The sequence below is a fragment of the Streptomyces sp. NPDC006743 genome (genome assembly GCF_040703815.1).
GTDB lineage: Bacteria > Actinomycetota > Actinomycetes > Streptomycetales > Streptomycetaceae > Streptomyces.
In genome coordinates, this window is sequence record NZ_JBEYJA010000027.1 from 1 (window position 1) to 24,726 (window position 24,726).

The following is a 24,726-nucleotide window of genomic DNA, read 5'->3' on the forward strand; positions in this document are numbered from 1 at the left end:
TGCATGAGGTCCCATGCCTCGATCAGGCTCGCGATCAGCGGTACGAACTCCTCGCGCGTGGGCGTCGCCTCGACCTCGCCGAGTTCGTCGCCGTACGCCGTGCGGCCGACCGCGGCGGGCTCAGCCCTCCGCGTCCTCCCGCCGCACCGACAGCAGGTCCTCCAGCTGCTCCTCGCGGGCCTGCGCGGCCACGAACAGCAGTTCGTCACCGGCCTCCAGCGAGTCCTCCTGCGAGGGGGTGAGCACCCGGGCGCCGCGGATGATCGTCACCAGGGACGTGTCCTCGGGCCACTGCACGTCACCGACCTGCGTGCCGGCCAGCGCCGACTCCTCCGGCAGGGTCAGCTCGACCAGGTTGGCGTCGCCGTGGCTGAAGCGCAGCAGGCGCACCAGGTCGCCGACGCTCACCGCCTCCTCGACCAGCGCCGACATCAGCCGCGGGGTGGACACGGCGACGTCCACGCCCCACGCCTCGTTGAACAGCCACTCGTTCTTCGGGTTGTTCACCCGGGCGACGACGCGCGGCACGCCGTACTCCGTCTTCGCCAGCAGCGAGACGACCAGGTTCACCTTGTCGTCACCCGTCGCGGCGATCACCACGTTGCAGCGCTGCAGCGCCGCCTCGTCCAAGGACGTGATCTCGCAGGCGTCGGCGAGCAGCCACTCGGCCTGCGGGACGCGCTCGACCGAGATGGCGGTCGGCGCCTTGTCGACGAGAAGGACCTCGTGGCCGTTCTCCAGCAGCTCGCCCGCGATCGAGCGACCGACCGCGCCGGCACCGGCAATGGCGACCCTCATCAGTGACCGCTCTCCTCTTCGGGGCCCTCGGCGAACGCCGCCTCGACCTTGTCCACGTCGTCCGTCCGCATCATCACGTGCACGAGGTCGCCCTCCTGGAGCACGGTCTGCGAGGTGGGAAGCATCGCCTCGCCGAGGCGGGTCAGGAACGCCACCCGGACGCCGGTCTCCTCCTGGAGCCTGCTGATCTTGTGGCCGACCCACTTCGGGGACGCGTGCACCTCGGCGAGCTGGACCCCGCCGGTGGGGTCGCGCCACAGCGGTTCCGCCCCGGAGGGCAGCAGCCGGCGCAGCATCTGGTCGGCCGTCCAGCGGACCGTGGCCACCGTCGGGATGCCCAGCCGCTGGTAGACCTCGGCGCGGCGCGGGTCGTAGATACGGGCCGCGACGTTCTGCACACCGAACATCTCACGGGCCACCCGCGCGGCGATGATGTTCGAGTTGTCGCCGCTGGAGACGGCCGCGAAGGCCCCGGCCTCCTCGATGCCCGCCTCGCGCAGCGTGTCCTGGTCGAAGCCGATCCCGGTGACCCGGCGGCCGCCGAACCCGGGCCCCAGCCGGCGGAAGGCGGTGGGGTCCTGGTCGATCACGGCGACCGTGTGCCCCTGTTGCTCCAGGGTCTGGGCGAGAGCGGAACCCACTCTCCCGCAGCCCATGATGACGATGTGCACGACCGTCCTTCCGGTGTCAACAGCTACTGCTCAGCCCCATCAGGGTCTCAGACAGAGGGACAAGCTACACATGCGCGGCCGGAGGCGGGCACCCCCCTGCCGCATACCGGACGGACGGCCGGACCGAACGCCTCGAGAGCCGCGAACAGAGGGGGCCCCGGCGGCCGGCGCCCGGCACGCGCCCTCGCCGCGTAGCCGGAAGGTCCTGGCAGCTCTGCCGCGAGGACCTTCCGGCGCCTTGCGATCGCAGGCACCGGACCCCGTCCTCTGATCGAAACCACTGCTGTCCGCAGCTTTTATTCCACTTCCGAGGGCCCGCGCCGAGTGATGCTGCGCACGCTGCGCACGGTCAGGAATCCGAGGCCGAGCAGCGTCACAGCGGCGCCGATCAGCTCCGCGGTCGGGGGCATGGGACCTCCGGGGGTCGGCGACGGGCGGGGAACGGGCGCGCAACGGACGGGCGAGCGGGCGGGGAAGCGGCCGAGTCCAGACATCTAGGCACAGCCACGCGCCCACCTGCGGAATCCGTGGCGCCGGCCGCTCCCGATTTCACTCGTGAGGCAGATCTCGGGTGGCAGGTGGGCGAGCCCCAGTTCGAAGCCCTACGATCCTCTGTTGTGTCCAAACTGACCGACGTGCCCAAACGCATTCTGATCGGGCGCGCACTGCGCAGCGACCGGCTGGGGGAGACCCTTCTGCCGAAGCGCATCGCACTCCCCGTCTTCGCCTCCGACCCGCTGTCCTCCGTGGCGTACGCACCCGGCGAGGTGCTGCTGGTCCTGTCCATCGCGGGCGTGTCGGCCTACCACTTCAGCCCCTGGATCGCGGTCGCGGTCGTCGTGCTGATGTTCACGGTCGTCGCCTCGTACCGGCAGAACGTGCACGCCTACCCGAGCGGCGGCGGCGACTACGAGGTGGCCACGACCAACCTCGGCGCCAAGGCGGGGCTGACGGTGGCCAGCGCACTGCTCGTCGACTACGTCATGACCGTCGCCGTCTCGATCTCCTCCGGGATCGAGAACCTCGGCTCCGCGATCCCGTTCGTCGTCGAGCACAAGGTGCTCTGCGCGGTCGTGGTGATCGTGCTCCTGACCCTGATGAACCTGCGCGGCGTGAAGGAGTCGGGCACGCTCTTCGCGATCCCGACGTACGTCTTCGTCGCCGGCGTCTTCATCATGATCCTGTGGGGGGCGTTCCGCGGGCTGGCCCTCGGGGACACCATGCGGGCGCCCACGGCCGACTACCACATCAAGGCCGAGCACCAGGGCCTCGCGGGCTTCGCGCTCGTCTTCCTGCTGCTGCGCGCCTTCTCCTCCGGCTGTGCCGCCCTCACCGGCGTCGAGGCGATCTCCAACGGCGTCCCGGCCTTCCGCAAGCCCAAGTCGAAGAACGCGGCCACCACCCTGGCGGCGATGGGCCTGCTCGCCGTGACGATGTTCTGCGGCATCATCGGCCTCGCCATGACGACCAAGGTCCACATGGCCGAGAACCCGGCCACCGACCTCCTGCACAACGGCAGCCCGCTCGGCTCCGGATACGTGCAGAACCCGGTGATCTCCCAGGTCGCCGAGGCCGTCTTCGGCAAGGGCAGCTTCCTGTTCGTGGTCCTGGCCGCGGCCACCGCCCTGGTCCTCTTCCTCGCCGCCAACACGGCGTACAACGGCTTCCCGCTCCTCGGCTCGATCCTCGCCCAGGACCGCTACCTGCCCCGCCAGCTGCACACCCGCGGCGACCGCCTCGCCTTCTCCAACGGCATCGTCCTGCTCGCGGGCGCGGCGACCCTGCTGGTCGTCGTCTACGGCGCCGACTCCACCCGGCTGATCCAGCTGTACATCGTCGGCGTGTTCGTCTCCTTCACGCTCAGCCAGATCGGCATGGTGCGGCACTGGAACCGCCATCTGGCCACCGAACGGGACGTGGCCAAGCGGCGCCACATGATCCGCTCGCGCGCCATCAACGCCTTCGGCGCGTTCCTCACCGGCCTGGTGCTGGTCGTCGTCCTGCTCACCAAGTTCACGCACGGCGCGTGGGTCGCCCTGCTCGGCATGTGCATCTTCTTCGCGACGATGACGGCGATCCGCAAGCACTACGACCGGGTCGCCGAGGAGATCGCCGCGCCCGAGGAACCGGCCGACGACCTCGTCCGCCCCTCCCGCATCCACTCCGTGGTCCTCATCTCCAAGATCCACCGGCCCACCCTGCGCGCCCTGGCCTACGCCAAGCTGATGCGCTCGGACAGCCTGGAGGCGCTCACCGTCAACGTCGACCCGGCGGAGACGAAGGTGCTGCGCGAGGAGTGGGAGCGGCGCGGCATCGACGTACCGCTGAAGGTGCTGGACTCGCCGTACCGCGAGGTGACCCGCCCGGTCATCGAGTACGTCAAGAGCCTGCGCAAGGAGTCCCCGCGCGACGCGGTCTCGGTGATCATCCCCGAGTACGTCGTCGGCCACTGGTACGAGCACCTGCTGCACAACCAGAGCGCGCTGCGCCTGAAGGGCCGGCTGCTGTTCACGCCGGGCGTCATGGTCACCTCGGTGCCCTACCAGCTCGCCTCCTCCGAGGCGGCCAAGCTGCGGGCCCGCAGACGCCAGGAGTGGAGCGCGCCCGGCGCGGTGCGGCGCGGACCGGCCCAGGTGCGCAAGGAGCCGAAGGAACCCTCGGCACCCCAGGCCTGAGCCCCGGCTCCGCGGCCTGGTGGTGAACGGCCGGACGACACCCACGTAGACTGGTGGGCTGTTGTCCGGCCGTTCCCGCTTCCCCGATCTGGAGTCACCCACCATGCAGGCAGAACCGAAGAACGCCCAGGTGGGACCGGAACCGGCGGACCGGCCGAAGACGCTGGTGGGCGAGGAGTACGAGGTCGAGATCGGCCCGGTCGCCCACGGCGGACACTGCATCGCCCGCACCGCAGAGGGCCAGGTCCTCTTCGTACGGCACGCGCTGCCCGGCGAACGGGTCGTCGCCCGGGTGACGGAGGGCGAGGAGGGCGCCCGCTTCCTGCGCGCGGACGCGGTACGGATCCTGGAGGCGTCCAAGGACCGCATCGAGGCACCCTGCCCCTACGCCGGCCCCGGCCGCTGCGGCGGCTGCGACTGGCAGCACGCCAAGCCGGGCGCCCAGCGCCGCCTCAAGGGCGAGGTCGTCGCCGAGCAGCTGCAGCGGCTCGCGGGCCTCACGCCCGAGGAGGCCGGCTGGGACGGCACGGTGATGCCCGCCGAGGGTGACAAGCTGCCCGCGGGCGAGGTGCCGCAGTGGCGCACACGCGTGCAGTACGCCGTCGACGCCGAGGGCCACGCGGGGCTGCGCCGGCACCGCTCGCACGAGGTCGAGCGCATCGACCACTGCATGATCGCGGCCCAGGGCGTCAGCGAACTGGGCATCGAGCGGCGCGACTGGACGGGCATGGAGTCGGTCGAGGCGATCGCGGCGACCGGCTCCCAGGACCGCCAGGTCGTCCTGACCCCGCGCCCGGGCGGCCGCCTCCCGCTGGTCGAACTGGACAAGCCGGTCTCCGTCCTGCGGGTCGACGAGAAGACCGGCGGCGTCCACCGCGTCCACGGCCGCCCCTTCGTCCGCGAACGCGCCGACGGCCGCACCCACCGGGTCGGCGGCTCGGGCTTCTGGCAGGTCCACCCCAAGGCGGCCGACACCCTGGTCACCGCCGTCATGCAGGGCCTGCTGCCGCGCAAGGGCGAGATGGCCCTCGACCTGTACTGCGGCGTCGGCCTCTTCGCCGGCGCCCTCGCCGACCGCCTCGGCGACCAGGGCGCCGTCCTCGGCATCGAGTCCGGCAAGCGCGCCGTCGAGGACGCCCGCCACAACCTCGCCGGCTTCCCCCGCGTCCGCATCGAACAGGGCAAGGTCGAAGCGGTCCTCCCGCGCACCGGCATCACCGAGGTCGACCTCATCGTCCTCGACCCGCCCCGCGCGGGCGCCGGCCGCAAGACGGTCGACCACCTCTCCTCCCTGGGCGCCCGCCGCATCGCCTACGTCGCCTGCGACCCGGCCGCCCTCGCCCGGGACCTCGGCTACTTCCAGGAGGGCGGCTACCGGGTGCGGACGCTTCGGGCCTTCGATCTGTTTCCGATGACGCATCATGTGGAGTGCGTGGCGATCCTCGAGCCTGCTGAGAAGGGTCGCTGACCTGCCGTTTTGCATTTCAGGTCGTCACGCTTGGCCTGTTTTCGCTCGCGGAACGCGTCGACTGAGGTTCGCTTGTGCAGAACGCTCTGAGCTGCAGGTTCAAGGGCCGGCGTGGGTCTCGCGGCGACGTGGCGATGCGCGATGCAGAATTTTTGACGCTCCGATGACGCTCGAACATCGGATGCCTCAACCTCGGACCTCTCCGGCCCTGGCACGCAGACCGGGGCCGTCGGCGCGGGGCAAGGACTCCGCCTCGGGGGGGGGCGACTGCACCTCGCCAGTGGCAGCGCGTGCTGCTACCTCGTCGCACGCACCTCGGAACCGAGACCGCGGCCTGACCGGGCCACGAAGGACGGCGTCGTGGTCCGAGGTCTTGAGCGGCTGGTATCACCTCGCCACCCAGATACCAGCCCGGTATCATTCCTGTATGGCGATGACACTCCGACTCCCCGAAGACCTCGACGCGAAGCTCACCGAGCGGGCTCGTCGGGAGGGTCGCAGCAAGCAGGAACTTGCCATCGAGGCCATCCGTGACGCCCAGCACCGGGCCGAGCTGAAGGTTGATGACGTCCTGGCCGAGCTGATGGACAGCGATGCGGAGATCCTGGACTACCTGAAGTGACCCAAGTGCGCTACATCCATATCGACGAGATCCTGGCCATCGCTCGCACGGTCAACGATACCGAGCACAGCGTGCGTGACATGGGACTTTTGGTGTCAGCGATCGAACGGCCCCGGACGAACGTGTTCGGGGTCGAGCTGTATCCCACGCTGCACGAGAAGGCGGCGGCACTGCTGCACTCCGTCGCTCGCAATCACGCGCTGATCGACGGCAACAAGCGCACCGCCTGGCTTGCCATGCGTGTCTTCCTGCGGTTCAACGGCGTCAGCGCCAGTACCGCCCCGCCACCCGTCTCCGTGGCCGGCCCGTTCGTCGAGGAAGTCGCGCAGGACAACATCGATGTACCGGCTATTGCCAAGCGCCTGTCGGCCTGGTTCCCCGTTTCCTGACGTTCGGCGTCGTGGGTACGGGACGGAATGAGGTTCTGGGAGCCGTGCTGGCTTCTGGCAGTCCGCCGGGGGACTGACCCGTTCGTTCAGCGGGTGGATTCGTATGCTTTCGCGAGATGGGGCAGCGGGTCCGCGCCTTCCCGTTTAGGCGGTAGGCAAGGTCCAATTGGCTACGGCGGTCTCTTCCCAGCCAACACCCGCCCCTGCTTTCCCAGCGGTCACGGAACACGCTGTCCGTGCCCCTCGCGCCCCCCCCGTGTGCACTGAGCCGGTCCTCTCGCCTCCAACAAGCTGTGTCTGCGGTATCCACCGTCCACGTCCACAGCTTGGAGAGGGGACAAGGTGCCGGAGGAATGGATACGGGCTCTCGTGGCGGACTTTGGATCCGGGTGCAGGGAGCGTGTGCGGGTCAGCGACACAGAGGCGTCCATCAGCCTGCCGCTGGCGAAGCCGGTGGAAAGATTCGGGGCGCGCTGGAAGCTGAGTCCTCGCCTTCATCCTGAGTATCCCTTGCCCGAGGCCCGGGTGTGTCCGGACTACGCGGTGGAGACATCGGGGCGCATCATCGGCTTCCTGGAACTGAAGGCGCCAGGGCACGACGTCACGCCCGACGGCTTCACGAGGCGGGACCGGGAGCAGTGGGAGCTGATGCGCGGACCGCGGTGGCCCGGTACCAGTCCGGTTCCTGCGGGCACACCTCGGGCGCGCGCCCGGACGAGGGCTCGTGCGGCGGCGCGGCCGGGGTTCTCGTCGGTGGCCTCGGCAGCGTCGAAGGCCAGGATGCCGCCCAGCCCGTGCTCCGCGTCGTCGAAGTTGTCCAACCTGGTCTTCGGTGCGGGAGACGCCGTGTAGGCGTCACTTCCCCAGTTCTGCCGGTCGGAGACTTCTGACGCACGTTGGACGCACGTTCTGATGGCGCGTCAGGCTTTCGTTTCCCGCAGGTTGCGCCGCGTCGGGTACGCCCGCGAGGACCCTTCTCCTCTGCCTGCTCTTGGTGAGGGTGTGCCCGTTATGTCTCATGTTGAGGCTCACTGGAAGGGGGGTCCGTAAGGGCTCCAGCGGCCGAGGAACGGCTTGAGGGCGTCGCCGCTGGGCTTCGGATGCCCGCGGCGCTTGGTGACTTTGATCAGGCCGCGGTTCTGCAGGGCCAGTGCGCTGACCTTGTACGTGGTACCCGGCCAGAATCCGTCGGGGCATCACTGGCCCACCCAGACGAGCACAGCCTCCTGCCGCTCGTTGAGGGCCTGGTTCATGCGAACCTCCCGCGGGTCCGGTGTGTGCTGTGTGCTGCTCCGGGATGATGCTGGTGGACGGCCGAGGAGACATGAGGATGCGGACAGGAATCAGTCGTGGGTCGGTTCGCGGGGGACTGCTCTCCGCGGCCATGGCCGGCTCGTTGCTTCTCGGGGCCACCGGTTGTGGAGGGGGTGGGGACGAGGACGGACCTCCGAAGGACTACAAGGTCGTTGCGGGTACACAGCTCTGCGGTGGTGGTGCAGTGTCCGCCGACGCCTCTCGAGCGCTGAAGGTGATCACTGGGTCGTCGCGGTTCGAGGCGTCGGCGAAGCAGTACACCGTCGCGCACGCCGCGGCGGACCTTGTCGAGGCGTTCCCGGTCCCCACCGTGAGCAAGGATGTCTGCCGCGTCTTCATGCCCGTCGGCACGCCGGAATTCCAGCTCAGAGTCACCTGGAGTCTGGAAGACGGCCCTCCGACGGGCCCATCGGCCCCGAAGTTCACCGAGCTGAAGATGGGGGAGCTGGCCGTGACGGCGGCGGACAGGGCATACGTCTATTTCGCGTGCCGGAGCGACAGGTTGTCCGACGCGTCGAGAGTGGCCCACATCGACATCGGCGTGGAGCGCTGGGGCACGCCGAAGCAACCCGAGGGCGACATCAAGGCGTTGAAGGACGCCTACGCGACCGTGGCCCACTCCTTCTCCTTGGGCATGGCCAAGGAATTGCGCTGCGAAAAGAACGGCGGGATCCCCGCGCGGCCTGTGCTGGAGCCCGTGTAGCCGTCGGCGTATGCGGAAACGATCGTGGTCAGACGGCCCTTCCTTCCTGGAGGAGGAGCCGTCTGCTGTATGCGGTGCCCGCAGACATGACACCTGACGCCTGTCTGACCTGCGGCTTCGCGCAGGTCAGACAGCCCCGACCTCGACGGGCCGGGCCGGGAAAGGTCTTGGCGCTCGCTCGTCGCTGATGCCGACGCTTCCGTGCAGATCGACTGTGCGGACCGCGCCCTCATCTGTGTGATACCGGGGACTGACGGGATCCGTCGGCAGGGGTACGACCAAGTAACCCCGGGGCCGGACGTGTTGTGGAGAATCAGGGCCTAGCTTCGACTGCGTGATCTCCAGACATCGCAGGGCCACTGCGGCCACTCTGCTCGCCCTGGCCCTGGCTGCGCCGCTTCTGGGCACCGCACCGGCCGTCTCCGTCAACGCCGTGCGGGCCGCGCCCCAAGTCCCGTACAGCAGCGGGTTGGAACTACCGGCGCCCGCCGGTCCGTATCCCGTGGGCCGCCGCACCCTGCACCTGGTCGACCGGAGCCGCACCGATCCATGGGTGCCGGCGGCCGGTGACCGGGAGCTGATGGTGACGGTGTCCTACCCGGCACGCTCGGCGAGTGGATCACCGGCGGCCTACATGACCGGTGAGGAGGCGCAGCTCCTCCTGGAGGCGAGGGGACTCGGCGGTGTCGTGCCCTCCGAAACGGTGGCGGGGGCGCGTACTCACGCGTACGTGGGCACTCGCCCGGCACCAGGCCGTTTCCCCCTGGTGCTGCTCTCCCCGGGCTTCTCGATGCCGCGCACCACACTGACCTCGCTCGCTGAGGATCTCGCGAGTCGCGGCTACGTCGTCGCCTCGGTGGACCACGCGTACGAATCCGTCGGCACTGCTTTCCCCGGGGGCCGGATGCTGACCTGTGTGGCCTGTGAACGGGTCGACACTGCGGAGGAGCAGGCGGCTGTCGTGCGCGGCCGGGCCAAGGACATGTCCTTCGTGATCGGCGAGTTGACCAGCGGCCGACAGGCCGGGGCGCTGTCCCATGTGATCGACCCGAGCCGGATCGGAATCGGCGGGCATTCGATCGGGGGTGCGACCGCGTCGGCAACCATGGCCGCCGACGGTCGTGTGCGGGCGGGGTTCGACCTGGACGGTGACTTCTTTCTGCACCCCGCTGCGGCAGGGCTCGGCGGGCGCCCGTTCATGATGCTCGGCGTCGAGTCCACCCACAGCCCCCACAGCCTGACAACCGACTGACCTGAAGCGTGGAAACACCTGAACGGCTGGAAGCGCTGGCTGACCGTGGCCGGCGCTGAACACTTCTCCTTCACGGACCTGCCCTGTCTGGCCGGGCAGTTGGGCCTGTCGGACTCTGCTCCAGCGCTGTCCGGAGAACACGGGTGGCGCATAACCCGCGACTACGTGTCAGCCTTCTTCGACCTTCACCTGCGGGACATACCGCAGCCGCTCCTCGATGGCCCCACGGTCACGCATCCTGAAATTGCATTCCAGAGGCTCATGAGTGTGAGCGGGTCGCCGGTGGTGAACGCTTCATCGGGGGCTCGACGGGTCGGTCCGTAAGGGCTCCCATGCCCGGGAAGGGTCTTGAGGCCGGCCTGCCGGGCACCGGGGTTCCGCTGTGCGAACGGCGACGTCGAGACGCCAGCCGAGGTGCTCGTCTCCCCGGACGTGCCGGTCGCCCCGCTCGTCCAGGCGCTCCCGCGGGTCGGGACCCTCCCCGAAGCGATCCGGTGAACTTCCTGTGAATCGGGCCGCGGTGACAGCGGCCTCGCCGCAGATCCGGGCATCGCCCGCCGCGATGACGCCCGGAACTCTCAGGAAGTTCCCAGGATCTCTCCGGAGGCGATCAGGACGGGCTGACAGCGTTCGGCACCTGTTCCGATACGCCTCGACCGACGTGGAGCTTCTGCTGTGGCCACATTCCTTTCCCGGCTGGGCCGGTTCTCCTTCCGGAAGCGCTGGCTGGTCGCGTTGCTGTGGGTGGTGCTGCTCGTGGGGACGGGGGTGCTGGCCGGACGGGCTCCCGCCCCGCCGCCCAACGACTTCTCGATGCCCGGCACGGAGGCGCAGCAGGCGTACGACCTCCTGGACAAGAACTTCCCCGAGCTGAACGCCGACGGCGCGACGGCCCGGGTCGTGTTCCGGGCACAGGACGGCAGGATCACCGACCCGGAGGCGAAGAAGGCCGTCCAGCAGACGGTCCGGGATCTCGGCGGCGATCCGCAGGTCGTACGGGTCACCGACCCGTACGCCACCCGGTCGGTGAGCGCCGACGGCTCCACCGCCTACGCTCAGGTCTCCTACGAGGTGCCCGCCTCGAAGCTGGAGGAGAGCTCGCGCACGGCGCTGCAGGACACCGTCGAGAAGGCGGGCTCGACGGAACTGCAGGTCGAGGTCGGCGGCAACGCCGTCAACGCGGTCGCCGGCGGCCATTCCTCCGAGGCCCTGGGCCTCGCGGTGGCCGCCGTGGTGCTCGTCATCACCTTCGGCTCACTGCTCGCCGCCGGACTCCCGCTGCTCACCGCCGTCCTCGGCGTCGGCATCGGCGGACTGGCCATCAAGGTGCTCGCGCAGCCGCTCGGGCTCGGCTCGACCACGAGCGGGCTCGCCACCATGATCGGCCTCGCGGTCGGCATCGACTACGCCCTGTTCGTCGTCTCCCGCTACCGGGCCGAACTCGCCCGCGGCCGCAGCCGCGAGGAGGCGGCCGGGCACGCGGTCGGCACCGCCGGATCGGCCGTCGTGTTCGCGGGCCTGACCGTGGTCATCGCCCTCGCGGGCCTGGCCGTGGCGGGCATTCCGCTGCTCACGCAGATGGGACTCGCCGCGGCCGGCACGGTCGTCGTCGCGGTGCTCATCGCCGTCACGCTGATCCCCGCGCTGCTCGGGATCTGCGGCCGCAAGATCGGTCCACCCCGCCCCAAGCGGCGCCGCGGTGAGGACGACAGCCCGAAGCCGGCCATGGGCGTGCGCTGGGCCCGGTTCGTCGTGAGGCGACCGGTCGCCGTCCTCCTGGGCGGTATCGCTCTGCTCGGCGTGATCGCAGGACCGGCGGCGTCACTGGAGATGGGGCTTCCGGGCGACGAGAGCAAGCCCGCCTCGACCACGCAGCGCCGCGCGTACGATCTGGTCGCCGACGGCTTCGGGCCCGGCTACAACGGCCCGCTCACTGTGGTCGTCCAGGCAGAAGGAGGCGGCAGCGCCGAGGCCGCCGCCCGGAGCGTCGCCGAGGACATCCGCGACAGGAAGGGCGTCGCCGCGGTCGGACAGCCGAGGCTGAGCGAGAACGGCGACACCGCCGTCCTCAACGTCGTCCCGGCGACCGCGCCGGCGAGCACCGAGACGGCCGGCCTCGTGCACGCGCTGCGCGACCCGGCACTCGCGGGCGACAACGACGCCCACGTCCTGGTCGCCGGATCGACCGCGATGAACGTGGACGTCTCGCAGAAACTGTCCGACGCACTGCTCCCGTACCTGGCACTCGTGGTCGGCCTGGCGTTCCTGCTGCTCATCGCCGTCTTCCGCTCCCTCCTCGTCCCGCTCAAGGCAGCGCTGGGCTTCCTGCTCTCCGTCCTCGCCGGTCTCGGCGCGGTGGTCGCGGTGTTCCAGTGGGGCTGGTTGTCCTCGGTGTTCGGTGTCGCGGTGCCGGGACCGGTGATGTCGATGATGCCGATCTTCATGGTCGGCGTCGTCTTCGGCCTGGCCATGGACTACGAGGTGTTCCTCGTGACGCGGATGCGCGAGGCGTACGTCCACGGGCAGTCGCCGAAGGACTCCGTGGTCAGCGGCTTCCAGCACAGCGCCCGCGTGGTCACCGCGGCGGCCGTGATCATGATCTCGGTGTTCGCGTCCTTCCTGGGCAGCGACGAGCAGATGCTCAAGACCATCGGCTTCGGCCTCGCCGCCGCCGTGCTCTTCGACGCCTTCGTCGTGCGCATGGCGCTTGTCCCTGCCGTCCTGGCCCTGCTCGGCCGGCGGGCGTGGCGGCTGCCCCGATGGCTGGACCGGCTCGTGCCCGACCTGGACGTCGAGGGCGAGCGGCTCGAGCGGGACCGGAGTGACGCCCCGGCCGACACCGCCGAGACGCCGCGCCGAGGTCCCGGCAAGGTCGCCGAACCCGCGGGAACCGGCACCGGCGACTGAGCCCGGGACCGGGGCCCGAGAGCCGCCCCGGTCCGACACCCAAGTCCACGGGGCGGCGGCCCCCTCCCGCCGCCCCGTGCCCTCTCCCGTACTCCGTGATCGTGATGTCGCACACAGGAGCCCACCCATGTCCTCCGCCTCTGCGTCCCTCCGTCCTCCCGGCTCGCCCTGGCGCCACGCCCTCGAAGGAGCCCTCTGTGCCGCGACCGCCGTCCTCGCGATGACAGCCGCCGCATGGGCGGCGCTCACGGTCCTCGGCGCCGGGGCCATCGCCCCCCTCTCCCGCCTCGTGCCGATGATGGTGAGCATGGCCGTCGGCGGCGGCGTCACCGTGGAGTCGGCGCCCTCCGCCGGCTCCGGCGACGGGGGCGGTCCCGGCGGCGGCCTCGGCGGCCTGCTGGGGGGACTGGGCGGTGGAGGCGGAGGTCTGAGCCTCGGCCTGACCGGCGAGGCGGCGGTGACGCCACTGATGCTGACGTTCCTCGGCACGGTCGTCCTTGCGATCGGCTTCTTCCGGCCCCTGCGCCGACGACGGCGGCCCGCCCCGGCGCTGCTGTGGGCCCGGTGCGGCGGCGCGCTGGCGGCCTCGGCCGTGGTCCTCCCGATCCTGGCCGGCATGGCCCGGGGCACGGCCCGGCTGCCACAGAGCGTGACGGATCGCTTCGGCAAGGGTGCCTCGTCCGGAGCGTTCAGCCGGTTCGCGGGCGGTGGGGGCGGAGGTCTCACCAAGAACCTGTCACCGGTCATGTTCGAGACCGACACCGCGGCGACCGTCCTCCTCGGTCTGCTGTGGGTCGGCACCGTCCTCGCCCTCGGCTGCCTCGCCGCCCGTCGTACGACCCTTCCGCGCCCCCTCGCCCTCAGCCGCCTGCGCCTGAAGTGGCACGCCGTCGCCTCCACCGTGACCGGGATCGCAGCCGTGCTGTGCTGCTCGGCCCTGGTCGTCGCGCTCCTGGCCGGGGCCGCGTCCCTGACCGGCCGGGGCCAGGCGGCGAAGGCGGCGGGCCTGCTGCTGCTCCTCGGCCCCAACCTGGTCGCCGTCCTGCTCACCGCCGGCCTCGGCGCCTCCTGGCAGGCCGGCATCCACCGGCTGCAGCCCGAAGGCGGTGGCGGGATGCTCGGCATGCTCGGCGGCGCGGGCGCCGCGCAGAAGGACGCGGCGGGCACGGACAAGTCCCTCGACCTCGGCGGCTGGTCGGGCACCGGCGTGCCGCTGTGGCTGCTCGCCATGACCCTCGTGCTGCTCCTCCTGGTGATCGCCGGATACGTGGCCTCCGCCCGCACCCCGGCCCGCACCCCGCGCGAGGACTCCGAAGCCCTGCTCGACCGCCACTCGGAGATCGCCCTGCGCACAGGCATCGCGGTGGGTGCCTCAGCCCTGCTGCTCCCCCTTCTCGCGCAGGGGTCGCTGCGGATCGGCATCAGTCTCATGGGCAACGAGATGGGCGGCATGACCGCGGGCCTGGAAGGCGGCCTGAGGCTGTCCGCGCTGACCGGATTCGTCCTGGCGGCCCTCGGTTCGTACGCCGGCAGCCGCCTGCACGGCCGACGGGCCCGGGGTGCGGGCCCCACCCCGCGGCGGCGCGGCACCACGGACGGCCGGTCGGCCGCCGCCCGGCCCGCCCGCCGCGTCCCGTCGGACACGGTGTCGTGAACTGGATGTGGTCTCCTGAGAAGGCCCCTGTCAGCCCAGTCCCCAGTCCATGAAGGCAGCGATCCCCACCATGGCGGCATCCCCATCTCCCGCACACTCCGTGGGCCGCCCCGGCCGGCACCACCTGCTCGTCGTCGACGACGAGCCGACCGTCCGGGAACTACTGCGCACGGCTCTGAGCTACGCTGGCTTCGACGTCGACGCGGCCGCGACCGGTCAGGAGGCCCTCGAACTGGCCGCCGCCCGCACGCCGGACCTCGTCCTGCTCGACGTGATGCTTCCGGACCTGGACGGCTTCGAGGTGATCCGCCGCCTACGGGCCCGGCCCCGCTCGGCCCTGCCCGGCCGCGGCGGCGACGTGCCCGTCCTCTTCGTCACCGCACGCGACGCACGCCAGGACCGGCTGAACGGCCTGCGGCTCGGCGGGGACGACTACGTCACCAAGCCCTTCGATCTCGAAGAACTGATCGCCCGCATCCACGCCGTACTGCGCCGCACCCGGGGCGAGCAGCCCACCCGGATCACCGTCGGTGACCTGACGCTGGAACCGGACAGCCACCACGTCGCCCGGGCCGGCCGGACCGTGCGCCTGTCGCCGACGGAGTTCCGCCTCCTGCACTTCCTCGTCGCCAACGCCGACCGGACCATGACGAAGAACCAGATCCTGGACGCCGTCTGGGAGTACGACTTCGGCGGCGACCCCAGCATCGTCGACACGTACATCAGCTATCTGCGCCGCAAGGTCGACAAGGGCGAGCCCAGACTGATCCACACCGTCCGGGGCGTCGGCTACGTGATCCGCGAGCCCCGGGCGTGAAGCGGCCCGCCCCGCGGCTGCCCGGACACCGACGGCTGCGCCGGCTGTCCCTGCGCACCCGGCTGCTGTGCCTGACCACAACCCTGGTCGCGATCGGTCTCCTCGGTACCGGCGTGATCGTCACCGCGGCCCTGCACGGCTACCTCCAGGACCGCGTCGACGACCGGCTCGTCCTCACCGGGCAGATCGCCGCCCGCCTCGCCCCGCCCGCAGACACCGTGACCCCGACCAGCGTGCAGGCCCTCAGCGTCATCGGCGACACCACCGTGACCTACCTGGACGATGCCGGCGCCACCCGCAGAACGTTCGAAGCGGGCACCGTGCCCCCGGGCGGCGGCCCCGGACTCCCGCCCCTGGACCGGGCGGCCGTCCTCGCCCACGGGGGCCGGCCCTTCACCGTCCCGGCGAAGAACGGCGACCACGAGTGGCGGGTCATCGCCCTGACCCAGCCGGCGCAGGTGTTCCCGCCCGGCAGGGCCGCGGGCGGAGGCGGCGTCGTCGTGGCCACCTCCCTCGACGAGGTCGACCGCACCGTCACCAAGACCCGCAACCTCTCCCTGACCGTGGGCGCCGTCCTGCTGGCCGCTCTCACCGCCGCCGGCTGGTTCGCCGTCCGCTCAGGGCTGCGTCCCCTGACCCGCATCGCGGAGACGGCGACCGCCATCACCGCCGGCGACCACTCCCACCGCGTCCCCGAACTGGCCGCCCCGCACACCGAGGTGGGGCACCTGACCACCTGCCTCAACCAGATGCTCGACCGGATCGACACGGCCTTCCGGGCCCGAGCCGAGGCCGAGGCCCGCACCCACCGGTTCTTCGCCGACGCCGGACACGAACTCCGCACCCCCCTCGTCGGCATCAAGGGCTACACCGACCTCTACCGGATGGGCGCCCTCCCCACCCGTGAGGACGTCGACCAGACGATGACCCGGATCGCCGCCGAGTCCGAACGCCTCACCCGCCTGGTGGAGGAGATGTTCCTCCTGGCCCGTCTCGACGAAGGCGCGGTCTCCGGGCGAGAACCGGCCCTCGCCCTCGACCTCGCCCCCATGGACCTGCGTACGCTGGCCGTCGACGCCCTCCACGACGTACGTGCCCTGGCCGCCTCCCGCCCCGTCACCCTGACCGGCCTCGGTGGCGGAAGACCCGCCACCGCCCCCGCCGTCGCCGACGAGGCCCGCCTGCGTCAGGTCGTCACCAATCTCATCGGCAACGCCGTCACCCACACCCCGCCCGGCACCCCGATCCGCATCGGCGTCGGCATCGAGGACGACCGGGCCGTCCTCGAAGTCGCCGACGAGGGCCCGGGCCTCACCCCTGCCGAACGCGACCGCGTCTTCGACCGCTTCTACCGCACCGACGACTCCCGCGCCCGCACCACCGGAGGCTCGGGCCTCGGCCTGGCCATCGCCCACGCCCTCGTCACCGCCCACCACGGCCGCCTCACCCTCCTCACCGCCCCCGGGCAGGGCTGCACCTTCCGCATCGAGCTGCCACTGCCCGACGCGTCACAGCCCGAAGCGGGCGGCAGGGGGTGAGGCCGCCCGGCTGACGCCCTTCCTGATGGTCCGTCAGGGCACACGGGCCTGGCTGGTGACCGTACCCCTGCGGCTTGTCGGCTTCCGCTTCGGCGGCTACAGCCGGCGGAGGACGGAACTCAGTGTCTCGATCTCCTGCGCGGAGAGTTTGTCGGTGAAGTGGCGGCGCACCGCGGCGTCCAGGCCGGGGTGCACGGCGGTGACGGCCCGGCGTCCGGTGTCGGTGAGGGTGACCGTGACCCCGCCGGCGCGTTCGCGGCTCACGAGTTCGCGCCTGCTCATGCGGGTGAGCTGGTGGGAGATGCGGGTGCGGTCCCAGCCGAGCGCCGCGGCGAGTTCGCTCTGGCGCAGGGAACCCCCCGCCTTGTCCAGGTTGACGAGGATCGTCAGATCCGGCTCGGACAGACCCGCGGCGTCGGCGGCGTCCGCGATCACGCGGGCCCGGACGATCTCGTGGGCGCGCTTGAAAGCGGACCAGAAGCCGACGGGATCCAGGGCGGCCTCGCTCATGGCGTCGTTCGGCCCGGAAGCCCCGCGATCCTCTGTTGACATGTCAACGCGCCCTTTCTAGTGTTGAGATGTCAACGCTAACAGGTGGCCGCCGCTGCATCGGCCCCTGACGGCCGCGCTCATCACTTCCACTTCCGCGGAAGGATCCATGCGAACCCGAACCCTTGGAACCGGCGGCCCGCAAGTCACCCCTCTCGCATTGGGTTGCGCCGGTATGTCCGACCACACCGCCCCCGCTGACGAAGCCGACTCCATCGCCACCATCCACGCGGCCCTCGCGGCCGGCGTCACCCTCCTCGACACCGCCGACTTCTACGGCATGGGCCACAACGAGGACCTCATCCGCCGCGCACTCCGCGACGGCGATCGCGAAAAGGCGCTCCTGAGCGTCAAGTTCGGCGGCCTGCGCGGCCCCGACGGAACCTTCGTCGGCATCGAGGGCCGTCCCGCCCATGTGAAGAACGCCCTCGCCTACTCGCTGCGCCGCCTCGGCACCGACCACGTCGACATCTACCGCCCCTCCCGGCTCGACCCCGACACCCCGATCGAGGAGACGATCGGCGCCCTCTCGGAACTGGTCCAGGCCGGGTACGTACGCCACATCGGACTCTCCGAGGCAGGGCCCGAGACCATCCGCCGTGCCCACGCCGTGCACCCGGTCTGCGACGTACAGATCGAATACTCCCTGTTCAGCCGGGGCCCCGAGGACAACGGCATCCTGGACACCTGCCGTGAGCTGGGGATCGGTGTCACCGCTTACGGGGTCCTCGCACACGGTCTGCTCACCGGTTCCTACCGACGGCCGACCGGAGGCGACCCGCGCACCCACTGGCTGCCCCGCTTCCACCCCGACAACCTCGCCACGAACCTCGACCTGGTCGACCGGCTGCGACCGCTCGCCGACGCCCACGGCATCAGCGTCGCGCAGCTCGCCACCGCCTGGGTCATCGCCCGGGGCCGCGAGCGCGGCACCGTCGTGGCCGTCCTGGGCGCCCGCCGGCCGCAGCGCGTCGAGGAGGCGCTGGCGGCGGCCGGCGTCACCCTGACGGAAGCCGACCTCGGCAGGATCGACGAGGCCGTCCCGGCCGGCGCGGTGGCCGGAACCCGGTACGCCGCCGACCTCATGGCTTTGCTGGACAGCGAGCGCGGCCCGAAGCCATCGGAACGCGCGCGGAACTGACGGCCGACGGTCAGGCAGGCTTCGCGCCTGGTGCCTTCCGGCGGCACCTTCCGCGTCAGCGTGTTCGGTGAGCCGAGCCGGAAGTTCCGCGACACCCACAGCTCCACCGCCTCCCGCACGTCCGTCCACGGCACCACCCGCTGACCCCGCCCCTGGGGGCGTGCGTCTCCTGCGCCGGCGCCTGCCGACACGCGCCCCCACCTGGGATGAGCCGGGCGTGGGAGGGGTCATTTCCGTATCCGCTCCATGGCCGCTCCGCGGCCAGCGCGAGTGACGTCCGTGCCCTTCACCCAAGGAACAGGTGACCGATCATGAACCCGTCTGAGTCATCGCTTGCCGAGTCGGCCCGGTCCGAGAAGCCGATCGGAGTAGGGATCATAGGGCTCGGGGCGCACGGTGGCTGGGCCGCGCGCTCACACCTGCCTGCCCTGCGCGCCGTCCCGGGGTATGAGCTGAGGGCCCTGAGCGCCAGTTCGAAACAGTCGGCGGAGCGCTCCGGACTGAAGCATGACGTGCCCCTCGCCTTCGGGACGGCCGCGGAACTGGTGGCGTGCGACGAGGTGGACCTGGTGGTCGTGGCGGTGAAGGTGCCGCACCACCGGGAACTGGTGCGGACGGCGCTGAGCGCCGGCAAGGGTGTGCTGTGCGAGTGGCCGCTGGGCAACGGGCTCGCGGAGGCCGAGGACATGGCGCGGCTCGCGCGCGCTCACGCCGTGCCGACCGCCGTCGGACTCCAGGCGCGGTCGCATCCGGCCCTCGCCTACGCACGGCATCTCGTGGCCGACGGCTACGTCGGGGAGGTGCTGTCCACGACGGTGGTCGGCTCCGGCGGAGCGTGGGGTGCCACGGTCGGCCCCGGCGATCACCATGTGCTCGACGCCGCGAACGGGGCGACGCTGCTGACCATTCCCTTCAGCCACGCTCTCGACGGACTCGCGTCGGTCCTGGGTGAGCCCGGGGAACTGCGGATCCAGCTGGTGTCGCGGCGTACGTCGGCCGTGGACACCGAGAGCGGACAGCCCGTGCCGATGACCGCCGCGGACCAGGTGGTGGCCTCGGGGCGGCTGCCGGGCGGAGCGGTGGCCACCTTCCACTACCGCGGAGGCATGTCCCGGGGAACCAACTTCCGCTGGGAGATCAACGGCACCGAGGGCGACCTCGTCCTCACCGCCCCGGTCGGCCACCCCCAGCTCAGCCCGCTCACCCTGGAGGGCGGTCGCGGAACGTCCACCGCACTCGCTCCCCTGACGGTGCCGGGATCGTATGTCCGCGTCCCCCGTCTGGAACCCCGAGCCGACGCGCCGGCCTACGCCGTGGCCCACGCCTACCGGCAGTTCCTGGACGACCTGCGCGAAGGCACGTCACGCGTACCGGATTTCGCACACGGCGTCACCCGGCACCGCAGCATCGCATCCGCCCTCACGGCAGCGTGACCGTCTTTCCTGGCCGGTCCCGGGCCGCCGCCCCCACGACGGTGACCCGGGACCGTCAGCGATGTGGCCGTCGAGGGGCGGGGGAAGCCGCACCGTAGGCCGTCATCGCTTCACTGTTCCGCCGTGGCAGGCGTTGTCAGGTGCGGGTCCAGTGCTGGTTGCTGCCGTTCGAGCAGGAGTAGAGCTGGATCAGGGTGCCGTTGGCCGTTCCGGCTCCGACGGCGTCGAGGCAGAGGCCGGACTGGACGCCGACGACGGATCCGTCGGAGTTGAGGCGCCACTTCTGGTTGTCGCCGCCCCAGCAGCTGTAGATCTGGACCTTGGAGCCGTTGCCGGTGCCGGCGGCGTCCAGGCACTTGTTGCCGTAGACCCTCAGCTCGCCGGCGTCGGTGTACGTCCACTGCTGGTTGGTGCCGTTGGAGCAGTCCCACAGCTGGAGCTGAGTGCCGTCGGTGGTGCCGGCGTTGGGCACGTCCAGGCAGCGGCCCGAACCCACGCCCTTGATCTGTCCGCCGCTCGAAGGGGGCGGCGTGGAGGAGCCGCCGTTGAGCGCGTTGAGGACGGCCGTGTAGGCGGCCTTCTTGCTGCCGTCACCGTTGAACAGCAGCGGTGTGTCCCCCGATCGCCAGGAGTCGGTGTCGCGCACACCCCAGACGGTGATGCCGAGGCAGCGCGAGACGGCCAGGCAGTCGTTGGTCACGTTGGCGTAGGTCGAGGCCGGGGCACCCTGGATGTCGAGTTCGGTGATGGCCACGTCGACGCCGAGCGCGGCGAAACTCTGCAGGGTGGTGCGGAAGTTGCTGTTGTAGGGGCTGCCGCTGTTGAAGTGCGACTGGAAGCCGACGCAGTCGATCGGCACACCGCGCTGCTTGAAGTCCCGGACCATGGAGTACACGGCCTGGGTCTTGGCCCAGGTCCAGTCCTCGATGTTGTAGTCGTTGTAGCAGAGCTTGGCCGCCGGGTCGGCGGCGCGCGCGGTGCGGAAGGCGACCTCGATCCAGTCGTTGCCGGTGCGTTGCAGGTTGGAGTCCCGCCGGGCTCCTGAACTCCCGTCGGCGAACGCCTCGTTCACGACGTCCCACTGTGCGATCTTGCCCTTGTAGTGGCCCATCACGCCGTTGATGTGGTCGATCATCGCCTGGCGCAGGGTGCTGCCGCTGAGGCTCTGCATCCAGCCGGGCTGCTGGGAGTGCCAGGCCAGGGTGTGGCCGCGCACCTTCTTGCCGTTCTGCACCGCCCAGTTGTAGACGCGGTCGCCGGCGCTGAAGTTGAACTGGCCCCGCTGGGGTTCGGTGGCGTCGATCTTCATCTCGTTCTCGGCCGTCACCATGTTGAACTCACGGCCCGCGATCGCCGTGTACGCCGAGTCGCCCAGCTTGCCCGAGGCGATGGCGGTGCCGAAGTAGCGGCCGCTCTGTGCCGCCGCGGCGCCGAGTGTGCTCTCGGCGGCATGTGCGGTCGGCGGCGCGGCCAGGGCGGCGACCACACCGAGGACGCCGGCGACCAGCGCCCACAGCAGACCGCGGATCTTCCGGCGGACGCCGGGTCTGGGAAGGGCATACGAGCCCATGACTGTTCCTCCAAGGCAGAGATCAGATCACGGAAGGACGGAAGCGCAGGGGTTTGCGTCGTCCGCTCCGTACGACAGGCGTCACGGACGGACCGGACTGACGGACTGACTGACTGACTGATCGTTTCAGTGAGTGAGTGAGTGAGTGAGTGAGTGAGTGAGTGACTGACTGACGGGTCGGGTCGGGTCGGGAGCACGGGCAGCACGGATTCACCGGACACGCGGTCCTTGGCCGGGACGATTTCCGGGACAGGCACGGGCACGGATCTGTTGTGCGGTTGTGCGGGGACCTGTCGCCCGGCACGGATCGCCCCGAAGGCCCCGCGCGGTCCGAAGTGCCGAGCCGGCGCCGGTTTCTCAGACAGGAATGATTGAGGCGTTGACGGCGCATCGTCAACCGCCTCGCCATAAAAAGTTTCTGTTTCATGTCCGAAACTTTCGAAAACCCCGGGCGTGCCCGCCGGTAGGCTCCGACGCCGCCGCCTGCGGACGCAGTGAGGCCGAAAAGTGCGGTGCGACTCGGCCCTTTATCGCCTGACGCCCAGCCCATTCCCGCGGATGTGCTCGAAATGTTTCGGCGCAGGCGTCGACATGTGTGAGAGGTGTTGACGCCGTTCGCTGGTTCCCTATCATTCAGGTTGCTCGACCCCCCGACCTTTGTTCGATATCTCGAATACGCGAGTCGCTTCATCGCGCAGCAGGACAACTCCGGGTCGCACCGCCCGAACACAGGGCCGCGAGGAGTCGTGCTGTGGCGTGTCTGTCATGAACCCGCCAAGTGCACAGTCGAGGTTGAGGAAGTCCCCATGCATAGAGGAAGTTTCAGCCGCGGGCACACGTCCGCGCTGCTCGCCGCCGTGGTGGCGGTCCTGGCCGCGCTGGCGGCGATGCTCGTCGCCACTCCGGCTCAGGCGGCCACCAGTGGTGCCCTGCGCGGTGTCGGTTCGAACCGGTGTCTCGATGTCGTGGGCGCCGGCCAGGACAACGGCACGTACCTGCAGATCTACGACTGCTGGAACGGGACCAACCAGCAGTGGACGCTGACGGACGACCATCAGCTGACCGTCTACGGCGACAAGTGCCTGGACGTCCCCGGTCACGCCACGACGGCCGGTACCCGCGTGCAGATCTGGTCCTGCTCGGGCGGTGCGAACCAGCAGTGGCGGGTGAACTCCGACGGCACGGTCGTCGCCGTGGAGTCCGGGCTGTGCCTGGAGGCCACGGGCGCCGGCACGGCCAACGGCACGGCGGTGGAGATCTGGACCTGCAACGGCGGCAGCAACCAGAAGTGGACCGGCCTGTCCGGAACGACGCCGCCGCCGGACACGTGTTCCCTTCCGTCGACGTACCGGTGGACCTCGACGGGTGTGCTGGCGCAGCCGGCGAACGGGTGGGCCGCGGTGAAGGACTTCACCACCGTGACGTACAACGGCAAACACCTGGTCTACGCGTCGAACGTGTCGGGATCCTCCTACGGCTCGATGATGTTCAGCCCCTTCACGAACTGGTCGGACATGGCGTCGGCCGGCCAGACCGGGATGAGCCAGGCCGCGGTGGCGCCCACGCTGTTCTACTTCGCGCCCAAGAACATCTGGGTGCTGGCGTACCAGTGGGGCGCGTCGCCCTTCGTCTACCGCACGTCGAGCAACCCCGCCGACCCCAACGGCTGGTCCTCGCCGCAGCCGCTGTTCACCGGTTCCATCTCCGGCTCCGGCACCGGCCCGATCGACCAGACCCTGATCGCTGACGGCCAGAACATGTACCTCTTCTTCGCAGGTGACAACGGCAAGATCTACCGGGCGAGCATGCCGATCGGGAACTTCCCGGGCAGCTTCGGCTCCTCGTACACGACGGTCATGAGCGACTCGACGAGCAACCTGTTCGAGGCGGTGCAGGTCTACAAGGTCAAGGGCCAGAACCAGTACCTGATGATCGTGGAGGCGATGGGCGCGAACGGGCGCTACTTCCGCTCGTTCACGGCCTCCAGCCTGAGCGGGTCGTGGACCCCGCAGGCCGCGAGCGAGAGCAGCCCCTTCGCGGGCAAGGCCAACAGCGGTGCCACCTGGACCAACGACATCAGCCACGGTGACCTGGTCCGCGACAACCCCGATCAGACCATGACCGTCGACCCCTGCAACCTGCAGTTCCTCTACCAGGGCAAGTCCCCTGGCGCGAGCGGCCCCTACGACCAGCTGCCGTGGCGGCCGGGCCTCCTCACCCTGAAGCGCTGACCGTCCGGTCCACGGTGACCGCGACGCGGTGCGGTCCGCGAGCGTGTGGGTGAGCGGTTCACGGCGGGGGAGTGCCACCTGCTGACCGGCGCTCACCGTCCGGAGGAACCCGGCCGTGCGGCGGCCGGGTTCCCCTCGCTCGACGCGGACCGGGTCATCGGCACGTGCTGCCACCGCACGGTCCGCCGGCGCCGGTGCAGGCCGTCGTGCTGCCACCGCACGGTCCGCCCCGCCGGTCCAGGCCGGGTCACCACCGCACGGTCTGCCCCTCCCGGTCCAGGTAGTGCAGGCCGCCCCTGCCTGCCTGGGCCTCGATCGTGTCGACGACGCCCGGGATGCTTTCGTCGATGGTCAGGCGGGCGCCGGGACCGCCGAGGTCGGTCTTCACCCAGCCCGGGGCCAGCAGCAGGAGCGTGCGCGGGTCGTCGGCGTGCCGTGCGGCGAAGCTGCGCATCAACTGGTTCAGCGCGGACTTGCTCGCCCGGTAGACCTCGAAGCCGCCCTTCGTGTTGTCGGCGATGCTGCCCTGCCCCGAGGACATCACCCCGATCGTTCCGGTCGCCGGGACCAGGTCGTGCAGCGTCTCGACGGTGCGCATGGGGCTCAGCGCGTTGGTCACCATGACGCGGGTGAAGTCGTCGGTGGACACATCGGCGAAGGTCGCCGAGGGGTCGGTGGTGTAGTTCGTCCCGGCGTTGACGAACAGCAGGTCGAGCACCGTACCGGCCAGACGCTCGCGCAACGCCGCGACCTGCCCGGGCACCGTGATGTCGACGTTCTCCACCGTGAGGCGGCCTCTCGCCGACTCGGCCAGGGCGTGCAGCCCGGAGCGTCGCCGTTCCGTCGCGGTGACCTGCCAGCCCCGGCTCAGCAGCTCGGCGGTCAGCGCGTAACCCAGCCCCCGGGACGCGCCGACGATCAATGCGGTCCTGCCGTCAGTCGCTGTCATCACTGTTCCCTGCTTCACGGGGTCGGCCCCCGGGCTTCGGTCCCG

The 24,726-nt window shown here is 70.6% G+C and carries 18 protein-coding genes and 1 pseudogene; 13 read left to right on the forward strand and 6 right to left on the reverse strand.

Features of this window, described 5'->3' with window-relative positions; translation table 11 throughout:
• Positions 1–120 precede the first annotated feature (120 nt).
• Together ABZ719_RS21925 and ABZ719_RS21930 are read right to left on the reverse strand one after the other, a co-directional pair.
• A complete protein-coding gene (locus tag ABZ719_RS21925; protein ID WP_037857437.1) occupies positions 121–798 on the reverse strand; it encodes a TrkA family potassium uptake protein in 678 nt (225 codons plus the stop codon).
• Complete coding sequence (locus tag ABZ719_RS21930; RefSeq protein WP_037857436.1) at positions 798–1,469, reverse strand: TrkA family potassium uptake protein; 672 nt, start codon at positions 1,467–1,469, stop codon at positions 798–800. The genes ABZ719_RS21925 and ABZ719_RS21930 overlap by 1 nt, the downstream gene beginning before the upstream one ends.
• 617 nt (positions 1,470–2,086) lie before the next feature.
• Here ABZ719_RS21930 and ABZ719_RS21935 point away from each other — a divergent pair.
• The 4 genes from ABZ719_RS21935 to ABZ719_RS21950 all read left to right on the forward strand — a co-directional run bounded on the left by ABZ719_RS21935 (position 2,087) and on the right by ABZ719_RS21950 (position 6,623).
• Complete coding sequence (locus tag ABZ719_RS21935) at positions 2,087–4,144, forward strand: APC family permease (protein ID WP_366726855.1); 2,058 nt, start codon at positions 2,087–2,089, stop codon at positions 4,142–4,144.
• A 103-nt stretch (positions 4,145–4,247) separates the two neighbouring features.
• Positions 4,248–5,612 carry a TRAM domain-containing protein gene (locus tag ABZ719_RS21940; protein ID WP_366726856.1) on the forward strand — a complete coding sequence of 455 codons (1,365 nt, stop codon included), beginning with the start codon at positions 4,248–4,250 and terminating at the stop codon, positions 5,610–5,612.
• A 427-nt stretch (positions 5,613–6,039) separates the two neighbouring features.
• On the forward strand, positions 6,040–6,234 hold the full coding sequence (locus tag ABZ719_RS21945; protein WP_030566796.1) for a ribbon-helix-helix protein, CopG family: 195 nt from the start codon (positions 6,040–6,042) through the stop codon (positions 6,232–6,234).
• Positions 6,231–6,623, forward strand: a complete 393-nt coding sequence (locus ABZ719_RS21950) for a type II toxin-antitoxin system death-on-curing family toxin (RefSeq protein WP_366726857.1) — start codon at positions 6,231–6,233, stop codon at positions 6,621–6,623. The genes ABZ719_RS21945 and ABZ719_RS21950 overlap by 4 nt, the downstream gene beginning before the upstream one ends.
• A 536-nt stretch (positions 6,624–7,159) precedes the next feature.
• On the opposite strand, the gene ABZ719_RS21955 is transcribed toward ABZ719_RS21950, so the two are convergent.
• Positions 7,160–7,444 (reverse strand): hypothetical protein, encoded by a 285-nt coding sequence (locus tag ABZ719_RS21955; RefSeq protein ID WP_366726858.1) that lies wholly within the window; start codon positions 7,442–7,444, stop codon positions 7,160–7,162.
• A 677-nt stretch (positions 7,445–8,121) separates the two neighbouring features.
• Between ABZ719_RS21955 and ABZ719_RS21960 the strand changes: the two genes are divergently transcribed.
• The 6 genes and pseudogenes from ABZ719_RS21960 (at position 8,122) to ABZ719_RS21985 (ending at position 16,808) form a co-directional block, all read left to right on the forward strand.
• Entirely contained in the window at positions 8,122–8,640 is a 519-nt protein-coding gene (locus ABZ719_RS21960) for a hypothetical protein (protein ID WP_366726859.1), read from the forward strand.
• Between the two features lie 334 nt (positions 8,641–8,974).
• A pseudogene (locus ABZ719_RS21965) lies at positions 8,975–10,216 on the forward strand (alpha/beta hydrolase).
• 351 nt (positions 10,217–10,567) lie between these two features.
• Positions 10,568–12,799 carry an MMPL family transporter gene (locus ABZ719_RS21970; RefSeq protein WP_366726860.1) on the forward strand — a complete coding sequence of 744 codons (2,232 nt, stop codon included), beginning with the start codon at positions 10,568–10,570 and terminating at the stop codon, positions 12,797–12,799.
• Between the two features lie 127 nt (positions 12,800–12,926).
• A complete protein-coding gene (locus ABZ719_RS21975; RefSeq protein ID WP_366726861.1) occupies positions 12,927–14,453 on the forward strand; it encodes a streptophobe family protein in 1,527 nt (508 codons plus the stop codon).
• Between the two features lie 70 nt (positions 14,454–14,523).
• On the forward strand, positions 14,524–15,270 hold the full coding sequence (locus ABZ719_RS21980; RefSeq protein WP_366726931.1) for a response regulator transcription factor: 747 nt from the start codon (positions 14,524–14,526) through the stop codon (positions 15,268–15,270).
• Positions 15,267–16,808, forward strand: a complete 1,542-nt coding sequence (locus tag ABZ719_RS21985; protein ID WP_366726862.1) for a HAMP domain-containing sensor histidine kinase — start codon at positions 15,267–15,269, stop codon at positions 16,806–16,808. The genes ABZ719_RS21980 and ABZ719_RS21985 overlap by 4 nt, the downstream gene beginning before the upstream one ends.
• A 96-nt stretch (positions 16,809–16,904) precedes the next feature.
• Here the strand turns inward: ABZ719_RS21985 and ABZ719_RS21990 are convergent, their stop codons facing one another.
• A complete protein-coding gene (locus ABZ719_RS21990) occupies positions 16,905–17,318 on the reverse strand; it encodes a MarR family winged helix-turn-helix transcriptional regulator (RefSeq protein ID WP_366726932.1) in 414 nt (137 codons plus the stop codon).
• Between the two features lie 148 nt (positions 17,319–17,466).
• Between ABZ719_RS21990 and ABZ719_RS21995 the strand changes: the two genes are divergently transcribed.
• Positions 17,467–18,498: an aldo/keto reductase gene (locus ABZ719_RS21995; RefSeq protein ID WP_366726863.1), complete on the forward strand. Its 1,032-nt coding sequence runs from the start codon at positions 17,467–17,469 to the stop codon at positions 18,496–18,498.
• Positions 18,499–18,809: 311 nt separating this feature from the next.
• Complete coding sequence (locus tag ABZ719_RS22000; RefSeq protein WP_366726864.1) at positions 18,810–19,931, forward strand: Gfo/Idh/MocA family oxidoreductase; 1,122 nt, start codon at positions 18,810–18,812, stop codon at positions 19,929–19,931.
• Between the two features lie 136 nt (positions 19,932–20,067).
• On the opposite strand, the gene ABZ719_RS22005 is transcribed toward ABZ719_RS22000, so the two are convergent.
• Entirely contained in the window at positions 20,068–21,501 is a 1,434-nt protein-coding gene (locus ABZ719_RS22005) for an endo-1,4-beta-xylanase (protein ID WP_366726865.1), read from the reverse strand.
• Positions 21,502–22,307: 806 nt separating this feature from the next.
• Between ABZ719_RS22005 and ABZ719_RS22010 the strand changes: the two genes are divergently transcribed.
• Positions 22,308–23,732 carry a non-reducing end alpha-L-arabinofuranosidase family hydrolase gene (locus tag ABZ719_RS22010; protein WP_366726866.1) on the forward strand — a complete coding sequence of 475 codons (1,425 nt, stop codon included), beginning with the start codon at positions 22,308–22,310 and terminating at the stop codon, positions 23,730–23,732.
• 247 nt (positions 23,733–23,979) lie between these two features.
• Here the strand turns inward: ABZ719_RS22010 and ABZ719_RS22015 are convergent, their stop codons facing one another.
• Positions 23,980–24,681, reverse strand: coding sequence for an SDR family NAD(P)-dependent oxidoreductase (locus ABZ719_RS22015; protein WP_366726867.1), 702 nt, complete (start codon positions 24,679–24,681; stop codon positions 23,980–23,982).
• Positions 24,682–24,726: the final 45 nt, after the last annotated feature.